Annotated in this window: 14 protein-coding genes, 2 tRNA genes and 1 other annotated feature; of the genes, 15 read left to right on the forward strand and 1 reads right to left on the reverse strand. The window is 38.6% G+C overall.

The annotated features are described in order from the left end of the window. The first annotated feature begins 351 nt into the window (after positions 1-351). The 10 genes from SLH51_RS04200 (at position 352) to SLH51_RS04245 (ending at position 7,467) form a co-directional block, all read left to right on the forward strand. A complete protein-coding gene (locus SLH51_RS04200) occupies positions 352-615 on the forward strand; it encodes a phosphocarrier protein HPr (RefSeq protein WP_335959345.1) in 264 nt (87 codons plus the stop codon). Next, entirely contained in the window at positions 615-2,330 is a 1,716-nt protein-coding gene (gene ptsP / locus SLH51_RS04205; RefSeq protein ID WP_335959346.1) for a phosphoenolpyruvate--protein phosphotransferase, read from the forward strand. The genes SLH51_RS04200 and ptsP overlap by 1 nt, the downstream gene beginning before the upstream one ends. A gap of 167 nt (positions 2,331-2,497) precedes the next feature. Next, a complete protein-coding gene (locus tag SLH51_RS04210; protein ID WP_335959348.1) occupies positions 2,498-2,941 on the forward strand; it encodes a MarR family winged helix-turn-helix transcriptional regulator in 444 nt (147 codons plus the stop codon). 33 nt (positions 2,942-2,974) lie between these two features. Further along, the gene (racE, locus tag SLH51_RS04215) at positions 2,975-3,778 is read left to right on the forward strand and encodes a glutamate racemase (RefSeq protein WP_335959350.1); all 804 of its coding nucleotides are present in this window, start codon (positions 2,975-2,977) and stop codon (positions 3,776-3,778) included. 197 nt (positions 3,779-3,975) lie between these two features. Continuing rightward, on the forward strand, positions 3,976-5,055 hold the full coding sequence (locus SLH51_RS04220; RefSeq protein ID WP_335959352.1) for a GerMN domain-containing protein: 1,080 nt from the start codon (positions 3,976-3,978) through the stop codon (positions 5,053-5,055). Positions 5,056-5,214: 159 nt separating this feature from the next. Next, positions 5,215-5,952 (forward strand): ribonuclease PH, encoded by a 738-nt coding sequence (gene rph, locus SLH51_RS04225; protein WP_335959354.1) that lies wholly within the window; start codon positions 5,215-5,217, stop codon positions 5,950-5,952. Between the two features lie 21 nt (positions 5,953-5,973). Then, entirely contained in the window at positions 5,974-6,567 is a 594-nt protein-coding gene (locus SLH51_RS04230) for an XTP/dITP diphosphatase (protein WP_335959355.1), read from the forward strand. A gap of 18 nt (positions 6,568-6,585) precedes the next feature. Continuing rightward, a complete protein-coding gene (locus tag SLH51_RS04235; RefSeq protein ID WP_335959357.1) occupies positions 6,586-7,098 on the forward strand; it encodes a metallophosphoesterase family protein in 513 nt (170 codons plus the stop codon). 217 nt (positions 7,099-7,315) lie between these two features. After that, positions 7,316-7,386 (forward strand) — tRNA-Gly (locus tag SLH51_RS04240). Between the two features lie 4 nt (positions 7,387-7,390). Beyond that, positions 7,391-7,467: transfer RNA gene (locus tag SLH51_RS04245), tRNA-Arg, on the forward strand. A 38-nt stretch (positions 7,468-7,505) separates the two neighbouring features. Here the strand turns inward: SLH51_RS04245 and SLH51_RS04250 are convergent. Next, entirely contained in the window at positions 7,506-7,916 is a 411-nt protein-coding gene (locus SLH51_RS04250) for a hypothetical protein (RefSeq protein WP_335959358.1), read from the reverse strand. 312 nt (positions 7,917-8,228) lie between these two features. Here SLH51_RS04250 and ilvE point away from each other — a divergent pair, with 312 nt between their 5' ends. From ilvE to ilvC, 5 genes are all read left to right on the forward strand, one after another. Beyond that, entirely contained in the window at positions 8,229-9,122 is an 894-nt protein-coding gene (gene ilvE / locus SLH51_RS04255) for a branched-chain-amino-acid transaminase (protein ID WP_335959359.1), read from the forward strand. Positions 9,123-9,186: 64 nt separating this feature from the next. After that, positions 9,187-10,854: a dihydroxy-acid dehydratase gene (gene ilvD / locus SLH51_RS04260; RefSeq protein WP_335959360.1), complete on the forward strand. Its 1,668-nt coding sequence runs from the start codon at positions 9,187-9,189 to the stop codon at positions 10,852-10,854. 3 nt (positions 10,855-10,857) lie between these two features. After that, positions 10,858-11,100 (forward strand) — a binding site (T-box leader). A gap of 126 nt (positions 11,101-11,226) precedes the next feature. Next, complete coding sequence (gene ilvB, locus SLH51_RS04265) at positions 11,227-12,954, forward strand: acetolactate synthase large subunit (protein ID WP_335959361.1); 1,728 nt, start codon at positions 11,227-11,229, stop codon at positions 12,952-12,954. Further along, positions 12,951-13,472: an acetolactate synthase small subunit gene (gene ilvN, locus SLH51_RS04270; RefSeq protein ID WP_335959363.1), complete on the forward strand. Its 522-nt coding sequence runs from the start codon at positions 12,951-12,953 to the stop codon at positions 13,470-13,472. Before ilvB ends, ilvN begins: the two co-directional genes overlap by 4 nt. 61 nt (positions 13,473-13,533) lie before the next feature. After that, positions 13,534-14,535: a ketol-acid reductoisomerase gene (ilvC, locus tag SLH51_RS04275; RefSeq protein ID WP_335959364.1), complete on the forward strand. Its 1,002-nt coding sequence runs from the start codon at positions 13,534-13,536 to the stop codon at positions 14,533-14,535.

Genomic DNA, 14,535 nt, shown 5'->3' on the forward strand with positions numbered 1-14,535 from the left:
ATTCCAAAAACAATGATTTAATCTATTGTAAATAAAAAATTAGTTATGCTATACTAATTATTGTTTAAATCCTACATTCGTACTTGTACATTACATTCTTCTAAGATGAATGCACTTAATATAACGTGTTACTGATTCGATCAGGCATGAGTATGGAAGTGTATATGGGATTCAGTTGGGGTACTCTATAGTTGTACGCTCTCATTGTTATCTGCATATGCGTTTCTTTACTCATGCCTTTTTCAATATAACGTGATTAAGGTACAGATAGTGGGGGAAGTAGGTAAGAGAGAAAAGGGATAGATCCCTTTTTCTTAATAAATTTATCTAAAAAGAAAGAGGTAGATTATTATGGCAGAAAAAACATTTTTAATTACAGCAGAGACGGGAATTCACGCACGCCCAGCTACACAATTAGTAAACAAAGCAGGTCAATTCTCTTCAGATATTACCCTAGATTATAAAGGGAAAGCAGTAAATCTTAAGTCAATTATGGGTGTTATGTCTTTAGGCGTAGGCAAAGGAGCAGAGGTTACGGTTAAAGCTGAAGGTTCAGATGCTGAAGAAGCTCTACAAGCAATTGAAGGAGTTATTAAGGAAGGATTAGGAGAATAATGCAAAAACTGACGGGTATCGCTGCTTCTTCTGGTGTGGCGATTGCGAAGGCTTTCGTACATGAAGAGCCTGATATGACAATTGAGTTAAAAGAAGTACAAGATCCAACCAGTGAGGTTAGTCGTCTTGATGAGGCTTTAACTAAGTCGAAAGAAGAGCTTTCCGTTATCAAAGATAAAACAGAAAAAGACTTAGGTGCTGATAAAGCTGAGATCTTTGCTGCGCATTTACTCGTTTTAAGTGATCCTGAACTTGTAGATGCTGTTAAAGGAAAAATAACTGATGAAAAGCAGAATGCTGAATATGCATTAAACGAAGTGTCTACGATGTTCATTACGATGTTTGAAAATATGGATAATGAATACATGAAAGAACGTGCAGCAGATATTCGAGATGTAACAAAGCGCGTTCTAGGGCACTTACTTGGTATTCAAACACAATCTCTAGCAACCATTTCAGAAGAAACGGTGATTATTGCTGAGGATTTAACTCCTTCAGATACTGCGCAATTGAATCCTGTATTTATTAAAGGATTTGCTACTGATATTGGCGGACGTACGTCTCACTCAGCAATTATGTCTAGGTCATTAGAAATACCTGCAGTCGTTGGAGCAAAAGAAGTCACTGCGAAGATTCAAACAGGCATGATTGTGATTGTGGATGGTCTAGAAGGATTTGTTATTGTTGACCCTACTGACGAGGAACTTGCAGAATACACTCAAAAACGTGATGATTTTGCAAAACAAAAGGCAGAATGGGCAAAGCTAGTAAATGAACAAACGACTACAAAAGACGGCATGCATGTAGAGCTTGCAGCAAACATTGGAACACCAAAGGATTTAGAGGGTGTTATCAACAATGGTGCTGAAGGTATCGGTTTGTATCGTACTGAATTTCTTTATATGGGTAGAACGGAACTTCCTTCAGAGGAAGAACAGTTTGAAGCTTATAAAGAAGTAGTCGAGCGTATGGAAGGCAAACCGGTTGTTATTCGTACGCTTGATATCGGCGGAGATAAAGAATTACCATACTTAGATTTACCAAAAGAAATGAATCCATTTTTAGGATTTAGAGCTATTCGTTTATGCTTAGAAGAAAAAGATATTTTCCGTACACAATTACGTGCCCTTCTTCGCGCAAGTGCATTTGGAAATTTGAAAATCATGTTTCCGATGATCGCTACACTTGATGAATTCCGTCAAGCGAAAGCGATGCTTCTTGAAGAAAAGGACAAGCTAGTTGCTGATGGGGTAACTGTTTCTGAGGCCATCGAAATTGGAATGATGGTTGAAATCCCTTCAACAGCAGTGGCAGCTGACTTATTTGCTAAAGAAGTTGACTTCTTCAGTATCGGTACAAATGATCTAATTCAATATACAATGGCAGCTGACCGTATGAACGAACGTGTCTCATATTTATACCAACCGTATCACCCTGCTATTTTACGACTTGTGAAAATGGTTGTAGATGCAGCTCATGCCGAAGGGAAATGGGCAGGAATGTGCGGTGAAATGGCTGGAGATGAAGTAGCAATTCCGCTATTACTTGGTTTAGGTTTGGATGAGTTTAGTATGAGTGCTACTTCTATATTACCTGCTCGAAATCAATTGCTTGCTCTTTCTAAGGAAGAACTAGCGTCATTTTCAGCTGAAATGCTTAACTTAGATACAGCGGATGAAGTAGAGAAACAAGTTCGCGAGACCTTTATGAAGTAGAAGTAGATGGTATTTATTTTTGAGGGGTCTAAAAAGGTCATGTATATCCTTTTTAGACCCCTCCTTTTTTCGTGCTGAAATTGTCACATAATAGACTTGCTTTTCGAAAAAAAACAGGGGACAATGAAGAGAATAGATATAATTAGTATTATTGGAGGTGCGTTGATATGGATGATCGCCAAATTGAACAAATAGAACGTTCATTACGAAGAGTATCAGAAATGGTTAAGCAAAAGGGGCGAGAAATCTTAACGCAATTTCCGATTACTCCACCACAATTTGTTGCGTTGCAATGGTTAAATGAATATGGTGATATGACGATAGGTGAACTTTCAAATAAAATGTACCTAGCATGTAGTACGACTACAGACTTAGTGGATAGAATGGAAAAGAATGAGCTTGTTGAACGAGTGAAAGATAAAAATGACCGGCGCGTCGTTCGGATTCATTTGTTAGATAAAGGTCGTACCATTATTGAGGAAGTAATTAAAAAACGTCAAGACTACTTAGAGAATATCTTAACTGACTTCTCGCAAGAAGAAGTTGATTTTCTTGAAAAGAGTTTACATGTTCTTCACGAAGAAATGAAAGCGACACGTATGAATCAGTAGTGAAGCGCTGAATGAGAAATTGAGGGGTAGTTGTTGGATAGACCGATCGGAGTAATTGATTCAGGTTTAGGTGGCCTTACAGTAGCGAAAGAAATTATAAGACAATTGCCGAAAGAAGAAATTGTTTATATAGGCGATTCTGCTAGATGTCCATATGGTCCAAGATCCGAAGAGGAAGTAAGAAGGTTCACGTGGGAAATGATTGATCACCTTTTAAAGGAAAACATGAAAATGTTAGTCGTTGCTTGCAATACAGCTACGGCAGTTGTTCTTGAAGAAGTCAAAAAGGAATTAAGCATTCCAATTGTAGGTGTTATTCATCCAGGGGCTATAAGTGCTTTGAAGGTGACAAAAAAAGACCATGTAGCTATTATTGGGACTGTTGGAACAATCAGAAGCCAAGCTTATGAGAAAGCGTTAAAGTCGATTAATAGTGAAGTGAAGGTAGAAAGTCTTCCCTGTCCTCCGTTTGTTCCTTTAGTTGAACGCGGTATTTTTGGAGGTCCTGAAGCTGAACAAGTCGTTGACGAAGCGCTTAAGCCTTTGGATCATTTGGATTTTGATACACTTATTTTAGGTTGTACTCACTATCCGTTGCTTAAAGAGGTAATTGGAAAGCGTGTCGGCAATGGAATACAGCTAATATCTTCGGGGGATGAGACAGCTCGTGAAGTGAGTAGTCTCCTCTATCACAAAAATTTGCTCTATACGAATGAGAGAAAGCCGATTCATCGCTTTTTTACAACAGGGGACCCATTGTCCTTTAAAATTCATGCCGATAAGTGGCTAGAAATGAATGTAGAGTGTGTGACTCCGCTTTTATTAGGAAATGAATAATATGGCATGAAAAGTACTAAGAGATCAATCTCTTAGTACTTTTCAGCGTTTAAGGAGTGTCACTCAGATTCAACATTTCTTTTTGTCCCTAGTATAAAAAGAATTCAAAAAAATTTAGGACGAAAATAGATAAAGATGGTCTATTATTTTTTAAGGCTCGTATACATGTAGTACAAACTATCTTAGGAGGGAAAACAATGCGCAAAGTGTTACGAAAAGGGGTTCCCATTCTTGCTTTTACTATGTTAACAATGACAGCTTGTTCGTTTGGTTCGAATGAGACAACGAATGAGATGGATACACCTCCAACGAATTATGTAGAGGAAGATGAGTCATTAGAATTAGAAGACAACAAGGAAGTGCCAGATGAAGAAGTGGATGAAGGAGAAGATCTTGGGGAAGAAGCAGTAGGAGAGCCAGCTCAGCGTGAACTTTATTTAATTGATGCAAATGGACTTGTTGTTCCTCAAACACTTGAACTTCCCAAAACTCAAAGTGTGTTAAGACAATCGCTAGAGTATTTAGTTGAAGGTGGCCCTGTAAGTGAAATGCTTCCGAATGGTTTCCGTGCCGTGATTCCGGCTGGTACTGAGGTTGATGTAAACTTAAAAGACGGAATGGCAATAGCAGATTTTTCAAATGAGTTTAAGGATTATGATCCCAATTATGAAAAGCAAATATTAGAAGCTATTACATGGACGTTAACGCAATTTGAAAGTGTGGATAGTGTTCAAATTAATATTAATGGCTATAAACAAGATACAATGCCGGTTAACGGTACTCCAATTGGAGAAGCGCTTAGCCGTGCTAACGGGATCAATATGGAAACAGGATCAGTTACAGATGTGGTTAATAGTAAAGGGGTAACCCTTTACTTCCTTGCCCAAAATGGGGAAGAAAGCTACTATGTACCTGTGACGCGTCGTGTTGCCTTAGGGGAGGATTCATTAACTGCAGCAGTAAAAGAGTTGTTAAAAGGACCTTCACATGAGACCGAGCTTTTAACTGACTTTAGACAAGGTGTAGAACTTGTTGAAGAACCAATGTATGAAAATGGTATTGTGACACTAGATTTTAATGAAGCTCTTCTTTCGCAAATGCAATCAACAGCTGTCTCTTCTAATGTGTTGAATATGTTAGCTCTTACATTAACAGAACAAGAAGGTGTTGAAAAAGTAGCTGTAACTGTAAACGGGGAAGCCAATGTGTTAACGGAGTCAGGGAAGGTTGCAGAACCTGTTTCAAGACCAAGTCTAGTGAATACCGGGAGTTATTAATCGAGGTATTGGACTATATAGATGAAATTCTTTATAATAATAAATGGTTAAAAAAAGGAGGAGCATATATGCTACCTCCTTTTATCCTTACATAAAGGAATCTTCATTTTAGGGAATGATAACATAGATTTAGACTTAGATTGAATTGGAGGAGTTAAAATGAGAGTTGACGGACGTGAGGCTGATCAATTACGAAACATTACAATCGAAACAAACTACGTAAAACACCCAGAGGGTTCTGTACTAATTTCAATGGGAGATACAAAGGTAATATGTACAGCTACTGTGGAGGAGCGTGTGCCGCCTTTTTTAAGAGGACAAGGGAAGGGATGGATTACTGCTGAATACGCTATGCTGCCACGAGCTACAGAACAAAGAAATATCCGAGAGTCCTCAAAAGGGAAAGTATCAGGAAGAACGATGGAAATTCAACGCTTAATTGGAAGAGCACTTAGGTCCATTATTGACCTTAATAAAATTGGTGAAAGAACGGTCTGGATTGATTGTGATGTCATTCAAGCTGATGGTGGTACGAGAACAGCGGCGATTACGGGTGCATTTGTAGCTTTAGCACTAGCCATGGATAAAACGATGAAAAAGGGAAAGGTGAAAGAATGGCCTATTCAAGATTTTCTAGCAGCTGTGTCAGTAGGTGTTGATACGAAAAAAGGTGTATTACTAGATCTGTGCTATGTAGAAGATGCTGCGGCAGAAGTAGATATGAATGTTGTGATGACAGGAAACCATCAATTTGTTGAACTTCAAGGGACAGGAGAAGAAGCGACATTTTCTCGAGCCCGACTGAATGAGTTACTTGATCGTGCAGAAATAGGAATTGATTCGTTAATCGCTAAACAAAGAGATGTATTAGGTGAGATAGCTGATCGCATTAAATGATGTCAATGAAAGGTGAAGATAATGAAAGAGTTAGTAATTGCGACGCAGAATAAAGGGAAAATAGCAGAATTTAAACAAATTCTTGAAAAAAAGGGCCTAATTGTAAAATCCTTACTTGATTATCCGGATATTCCAGATATTATAGAAGATGGAACAACCTTTTCTGAAAATGCTACTAAAAAGGCGGAGACGCTAGCAAAATATCTTAATTCCAGTGTAATTGCAGATGATTCAGGATTAGTTATAGATGCTATAGATGGTCGGCCTGGTGTCTATTCCGCACGATACGCAGGAGAGACAAAAAGTGATTCTGCCAATATAGAAAAAGTGTTACGCGAATTAGTAGATGTACCAAGTGAAGATCGAACGGGACGATTTGTTTGTGTAATAGCAGTAGCTAGGCCGAATGAACAGACCCTTATTTTCGAAGGTTCGTGTGAAGGAACAATTGCAACTGAACCTAGAGGATCGAATGGTTTTGGATATGACCCGATTTTCTATATTCCAGAACTAGAAAAAACAATGGCACAACTGACATCAGAGGAAAAAAATGTGCGAAGTCACCGTGCGAATGCTTTAAAAAACCTTTTTGCCAATCAAGCTGATTGGAGTTAGCGTGGGGAGGACTACAAAATGAAGGCCTTAATAATAAGTGATAGTCATGGATGGGGGGAAGAACTCCAAGTGGTATTAGATCGTCATCGCAGTGAGATGGATATTCTCATACATTGTGGTGACTCAGAACTAGATGGCGACCATCGAGCTATAGAAGGAGTAAAAGTTGTCAAAGGAAATTGTGACTTCGGAGATGACTTTCCAAATGAAAGAACAGAAAATGTAAATGGAGTTTGCATTTATGTTACACACGGGCATCTTTATAATGTGAAATTGACAAATGTGCCACTGAGTTATCGTGCAGAAGAGTTGCAAGCACAAATAGCATGTTTTGGTCATTCACATGTTGCAACGGCATTTCTTGAGAATGGTGTGATTTACATAAATCCGGGGAGTATCAGACTTCCACGTAATCGAGTTGAACAAACCTATTGTATTTGTGAATATAATGGAACATATGCTACGGTTACGTTTTATGAATACAATGGTGAAGTTGTGTCTGATATGATTTATCATTATCATTTATCGTAAGAGGAGCATATCCCTTCCTAGAAGTTGTTCAAAAAGGTTGATCCTTGCTTTTTTGAACAACTCCATAAGTTAGGAAGATAACTTATTGATTAATATTTTTTGTGAAACTGTTGACTTTTTGTTTTAGATCCTTTATAGTAATAAATGTCGCTGAAAGAAATTCAGTTATTGCTTCTAAAGCAAAGTTAATTTAAGAGTTAAATATTTTTTAGAATATGCGGGTGTAGTTTAGTGGTAAAACCTCAGCCTTCCAAGCTGATGTCGTGAGTTCGATTCTCATCACCCGCTTTTTGTCCCAGTAGCTCAGCAGGATAGAGCAACGGCCTTCTAAGCCGTCGGTCGGGAGTTCGAATCTCTCCTGGGACGCCATTTAAATTTTTTTACATAATAAATCAAAATGTCTCCCCTCATACTGAGGTGGAGACATTTTTTGTTTGAGTTGGAGCTTGTTGTAACACAAGGTTCACATACAATTGTTCATTTTGTAACAATTGATCTGTGTCGTAAAACAATACCCGCCAACCACGCTTTTTTAATACACGGATTATTTTCTTCTCGTTGATTCCTGGTCTTAGCTCGATTAAAGCTAAGCGGTAGGGCACAAGAGCAAGATTCGCACGAACGTTATCAATCCAGTAATGTGGAGTTGGGTAATACATGTTCGCTTGCAATTGACGATAAAGAAGTTTTTCACTTTCTGTGTCACATACTTTCCAAAGATCTTCAACGACAACTAAAGAGGCACGTTGTCTGTTCGGAAATCGAATAAAAGGAAATTTTTTCGACAGCCTTACGTACTTTTTGTATTTTTTTAACATCTTCTATCACCCAACATTAGGATGTCCGCTAAAGCCGTTAATATGCTTAATATAGGAAATAGTGGAATTTTTATTTTGAGAATCTACTAGTAGCAAAGGTGTAAGCGTATTCATTCTTAATGACTAATCACAATAGTCAAATTATTTTAAAAAAATGGTTGACCATAGTGCTGAATGAGCGTATGATAAGTTTCAAACAACCATATATCAAAAAACAAATGTCCGCTCTGCAGAGATAAAATCATGTGTAATTTTAATCTCTAAAATAAGGGGTCCAAACGTCTACGGTGATACACGAGGAGAGTTAACGTCATGAGTGAACAATGGATTTATTTAAATGGGGAATTTGTTGAAAAAAAAGATGCTAAAGTTTCAGTGTATGACCATGGATTTCTTTATGGCGATGGCGTGTTTGAAGGTATTCGCGTCTATGAGGGAAATGTATTTCGATTACAAGAACACCTTGATAGATTGTATAATTCAGCAAAATCTATTATGCTATCAATTCCTCACACGAAAGAAGAAATGAAGAAACTTGTCGTAAAAACATTACAAAAGAATCATTTAAGTAATGCCTATATACGTCTAGTTATTTCTAGAGGAGTTGGGAACTTAGGTCTTGATCCTGCATCGTGTTCAACACCTCAAGTTATTATTATTGCAGAAGAACTTGCTCTTTTTCCAAAAGAGCTATATGAATCTGGATTAGAAATAGTAACCGTAGCAACACGGAGAAATCGCCCAGATGTATTAAGTCCTAAGGTTAAATCTCTGAATTATTTGAACAATATTCTAGTGAAAATTGAAGCTAGCTTAGCTGGAGTAAGTGAAGCGTTAATGCTAAATGACCAAGGATATGTAGCAGAAGGGTCTGCTGATAATGTATTTATTGTGAAGGGAAAAGAGCTTTTGACTCCACCTGGATACGTTGGAGCTCTTGAAGGAATCACAAGGAACGCTATCATTGAATTTGCTAGAGATCTTGGATATGCAGTAAAAGAAGAGCCTTTCACGAGACATGATGTCTATGTTGCTGATGAAGTGTTTTTAACTGGAACAGCTGCTGAAGTAATTGCTGTTGTAAAAGTAGACGGTCGAGTAATCGGCGAAGGAAAACCAGGCAAAGAGACGAAGTGTTTATTAGAAACATTTAGAAATAGAGTCGTTCTTGAAGGAGAAAAGGTCTACAAGGACACATTAAAATAGAGTTAGTAGAGTAGAGTTGAGGTTATCTAAAGAGAAGAAGTGATGGAAATAGGGAGCGGGTAGTATGAGAAGTGACATGATAAAAAAGGGGATTGACCGAGCACCGCACCGAAGCTTATTAAGAGCAGCTGGTGTAAAAGAAGATGAAATGGATAAACCATTCATTGGTGTTTGTAACTCTTACATTGATATCATCCCAGGACATATGCATTTGAATAAATTTGCAGAAGTTGCAAAACAGGCAATTCGAGAAGCTGGTGGAATTCCATTTGAGTTTAATACCATTGGAGTAGATGATGGTATTGCAATGGGACATATCGGGATGAGATACTCTCTTCCAAGTAGAGAAATTATCTGTGATGCAGCTGAAACAGTTATTAACGCTCACTGGTTTGACGGTGTCTTTTACATTCCAAATTGCGATAAAATTACACCTGGAATGCTAATGGCTTCAGTAAGAACAAATGTACCATCCGTATTCGTATCAGGTGGCCCAATGGAGGCAGGGAAAACAAAAGACGGGAAAAACTTGTCTTTAGTATCTGTCTTTGAAGGAGTAGGCGCATTTGGGTCAGGTAATATGACAAGGGAAGAGTTGCTTGAAATTGAGCAATCAGCATGTCCAACTTGTGGCTCTTGTTCGGGAATGTTTACAGCAAACTCAATGAATTCATTAATGGAAATGCTAGGTGTGGCCCTACCTGGAAATGGTACAATCGTCGCAACATCAGATGAGCGTCATAAACTGATTAAAGACGCAGCGAAACATCTCATGAATTTAATTGAGAAAGACATTAAACCACGAGATATTATTACAGAAGAAACAATTGATGATGCCTTTGCCCTAGATATGGCAATGGGTGGATCGACAAATACCGTTCTTCATACGTTGGCGATAGCAAATGAAGCAGAGATTGAGTACGATTTAAATAGAATTAACAAAGTGGCTGAAAGAGTTCCATATTTATCAAAGATTAGCCCAGCTTCTGATTATTCTATGGATGATGTACATCATGCCGGTGGAGTAAGTGCAATTATTAAAGAGTTGTGTAATATTGAAGGTGCTATTCATCCAGATAGAATTACGATTACGGGAAAAAGCTTGTATGAAAATGTAAAAGATGCAGAAATTACAAATGATGATGTTATTCGCAGACAAGATAATCCTTACAGTCCAGTTGGCGGTCTTTCTGTATTATACGGAAACATCGCACCAGATGGAGCGGTTATAAAAGTAGGAGCTGTTGATCCATCAATTAAAGTGTTTGATGGAGAGGCAATTGTCTTTAACTCTCAAGAGGAAGCACAAAAAGGAATTGATGAAGGGTTAGTACAAGAAGGCCATGTGGTTGTCATTCGTTACGAAGGACCTAAAGGTGGACCTGGAATGCCTGAGATGCTGGCACCAACATCAGCTATTTCTGGTCGAGGGCTCGGAACGAAAGTCGCCCTTATTACGGACGGCAGATTCTCAGGAGCATCAAGAGGGATTTCAATTGGTCATATCTCACCAGAAGCTGCTGATGGAGGTCCAATTGCTTTCGTAGAAAATGGTGACCGAATTCGAATCGATTTAGTTAATAGAACGATTGAATGGTTAGTATCTGATGATGTTCATGCAACGCGTAAAGAAGGTTTTGTTGCACCAGAACCAAAAGTGAAAAAAGGATATTTAGCAAGATATGCTAAACTAGTAACTTCTGCCAATACTGGTGGAGTAATGAAAATCTAATACGTAAAAACGAAGAAGAGGAAAAGTAATCAATGTGTTGACTTCAACAGAGAGCCGTGGTGCTGAGATACGGCGTTGTGACCATTGACGAAGCTCGCCTCGGAGTATCAATCTGAAAGAATTATTCTAGTAGGATTGGTCGAGTGTTCACAGGCACTCGTTATCAAAACGATAAGATTGAACGGTAGGTTTTTCGTTCAATGAATAAGGGTGGTACCGTGGAAAGAAAATCTTTTCGCCCCTTTTAGCTACGTGAGTAGCTTATATGGGGTGGGAAGATTTTTTTATTGTTAAATTTTAAATTGCAGAATGTTCATTTTGTTTGGAAAAAGGGATTGATAAGAGAACTAAGATGTAAGGAGGCATTAAGAGATGAGTACGAAAATGAAAAAGAAAGAAAAACAAACGAATGAACCACCTAAACAACTATCGGGTTCAAGCATGTTAATTGAAGCATTGGCCAAAGAGGGAGTAGACGTCATTTTTGGGTATCCAGGCGGTGCTATTCTCCCAACATATGATGAGATCTACAAAACAGGGATCCATCATGTGTTAGCAAGACATGAGCAGGGAGCCATTCATGCTGCTGAGGGGTATGCGAGAGTGTCTGGAAAACCAGGCGTCTGTATTGTAACTTCTGGACCAGGAGCGACAAATGTTGTAACTGGAATTGCTGATGCAATGATTGATTCGCTTCCACTTGTTGTGATAACAGGGCAAGTTGCGACTACGGTTATCGGAACAGACGCTTTCCAAGAAGCTGATATGATTGGTATCACAATGCCAATCACAAAGCATAATTATCAGGTACGTTCAGTTGATGAATTTCCAAGAATAATAAAAGAAGCGTTTCATATTGCTACAACTGGAAGACCTGGTCCAGTATTAATCGATTTGCCTAAGGATGTGTCGTTAGCAACGGGGATGTTTGATTATGATTCAGAAGTCAATATTCCAGGCTATCAACCAACTGTCGTCCCGAATCGTTTGCAAATTCGCAAAGTAGTTGAAGCTGTAGCTGAAGCTAAGCAACCAATTATTTTAGCAGGAGCTGGTGTCTTACACGGAAAGGCATCAAGTGAATTGTTTGAGTACGTTGAAGAAACAAATATTCCTGTTGTCAATACATTGCTTGGTCTTGGTAGTTTTCCAGGAGATCATGAGTTGTTTCTAGGTATGGGTGGTATGCACGGAACATATACAGCCAACATGGCCATTTACGAGTCTGATCTATTAATCAGCATTGGTGCAAGATTTGATGATCGATTAACTGGGAACCTTGAGCACTTTGCTCCTAATGCGCGTGTCGTCCATATAGATATAGATCCTGCGGAAATCGGGAAAAATATTGAAACTGAAATTCCAGTAGTTGGTGATGCGAAACGCGCATTACAAATGCTACTAGAAGAAAAAGGGGCTACGGGAGATACAACAGAATGGCGCGCTAAGCAAAAACAACGTAAAGAAGAGTATCCGCTTTGGTATAAAGAGGATGGCGAAACGATTAAGCCGCAAAATCTAATTGAATTGATTCATGAAGTGACAAATGGCGAAGCGATCATCACAACAGATGTAGGTCAGCACCAAATGTGGTCAGCTCAATTTTACCGTTTTACAAAACCGAATCGTTGGGTAACCTCAGGCGGCCTTGGAACAATGGGCTTTGGTTTCCCAGCAGCAATTGGCGCTCAATTTGCTGAACCTAAATCACCGGTTGTTGCAGTTATCGGCGATGCTGGATTTCAAATGACAGCGCAAGAGCTTTCAATTTTGCAAGAGTTAAATATTCCAGTGAAAATTGTTATTGTTAATAATGCATCACTCGGAATGGTTCGACAATGGCAACAGCTCTTTCATGGTGAGCGTTATTCAAACTCCTTATTCCCGATTCAGCCTAACTTTGTGAAATTAGCTGAGGCGTACGACATTAAGGGGATGAAAGTAGAAAATCTTTCAGACCTAAAAGGAGCTCTAGAAGAGATGATGGCGCATCCTGGCCCGGTACTAATGGATGTTCGAGTAGCTAAACAGGAAAACGTATATCCAATGATTTCTCCAGGAAAAGGACAGCACCAAATGGAAGGAGTTAAGCCACTATGAAAAGAATAATCACTGCACTTGTAAACAATACATCAGGTGTTTTGAACCGAATTACGGGCTTGTTTGCAAGAAGACATTACAATATTGAAAGCATAACCGTTGGCGTAACTGAAAACCCTTCTATCTCAAGGATGACATTTGTTGTCGGTGCTGACAGTATGCAAAACATTGAGCAAGTTATCAAACAACTTAACAAACAAGTGGATGTTTTAAAAGTAAAAGATATAACAGATGAATCCATTGTTGCGCGTGAACTTGCTTTAATTAAAATTGTAGCAACTCCTCAACAACGTGGGGAAGTTGCTGCACTTGTTAATCCTTTTAGAGCAACGATTATTGATGTCGGACGAGAGTCTATGACGATTCAGATTACAGGGGATCATACAAAGGTTGAAGCATTTATTGATTTACTTCGTCCTTATGGCATTAAAGAGATTGCCCGAACTGGAATTACTGCATTTAACCGTAGTACAAAAAAACCAGTAAATGACCCATATCGATTAACTCTAATTAACTAATTTTGTGAATTCATTAATTCAAATATAAAAAATAATTAAACAAAAAGAGGAGAGTTTTATAATGGCAAAAGTATACTACAATTCAGATGTAAATGAAGGAATCTTAAAAGGGAAAAAGGTTGCAGTAATTGGATATGGCTCACAAGGTCATGCACATTCCCTAAACATGCGTGAAAGTGGTCAAGATGTAATCATCGGTCTTCGTCCAGGAAAATCATGGGATAAAGCTGTAGAAGATGGATTTGAAGTTGTATCTGTTCGCGAAGCTTCTGCTCAAGCAGATGTAATCATGATTCTTCTTCCAGATGAGCTTCAACCAACTGTTTACAAAAATGAAATTGAGCCTGAATTAACAGAAGGAAAGACACTTGCGTTTGCACATGGTTTCAATATTCATTTTAATCAAATCGTACCACCAAGCAATGTTGATGTATTCCTAGCAGCTCCAAAAGGTCCAGGTCACTTAGTTCGTCGTGTATTTGAAGAAGGCGGTGGCGTACCAGGATTAATCGCTGTATACCAAGATGCAACTGGCAATGCAAAAGATATTGCATTAGCATATGCAAAGCAAATCGGGTCTGCACGTGCAGGTGTATTAGAGACGACATTCCAAGAAGAAACAGAAACAGATCTATTCGGTGAGCAAGCAGTACTATGCGGCGGAGCATCTGCACTTGTTAAAGCTGGTTTTGAAACACTTGTTGAAGCTGGATACCAACCAGAAGTTGCTTACTTTGAGTGCCTACACGAACTAAAGTTAATCGTTGACTTAATGTATGAGGGTGGACTTGAAACAATGCGCTATTCAATCTCTGATACAGCACAATGGGGAGATTATGTAGCAGGTCCTCAAATCGTAACGGAAGATACTAAGAAAGCAATGAAGAAAGTTCTTACTGATATTCAAACAGGTAAATTTGCAAAAGGTTGGATTCTTGAAAACCAAGCAAATCGTCCAGAGTTTACTGCAATTACAAGAGCAGAAAGCCAACATCCAATTGAAGTCGTTGGTCGTGAATTACGTGAAATGATGCCATTCGTTAAGGCAAAATCAAAAATCTAA

This window comes from Halalkalibacter kiskunsagensis (assembly GCF_037027555.1).
Classification (GTDB): Bacteria; Bacillota; Bacilli; order Bacillales; family Bacillaceae_D; genus Halalkalibacter; species Halalkalibacter kiskunsagensis.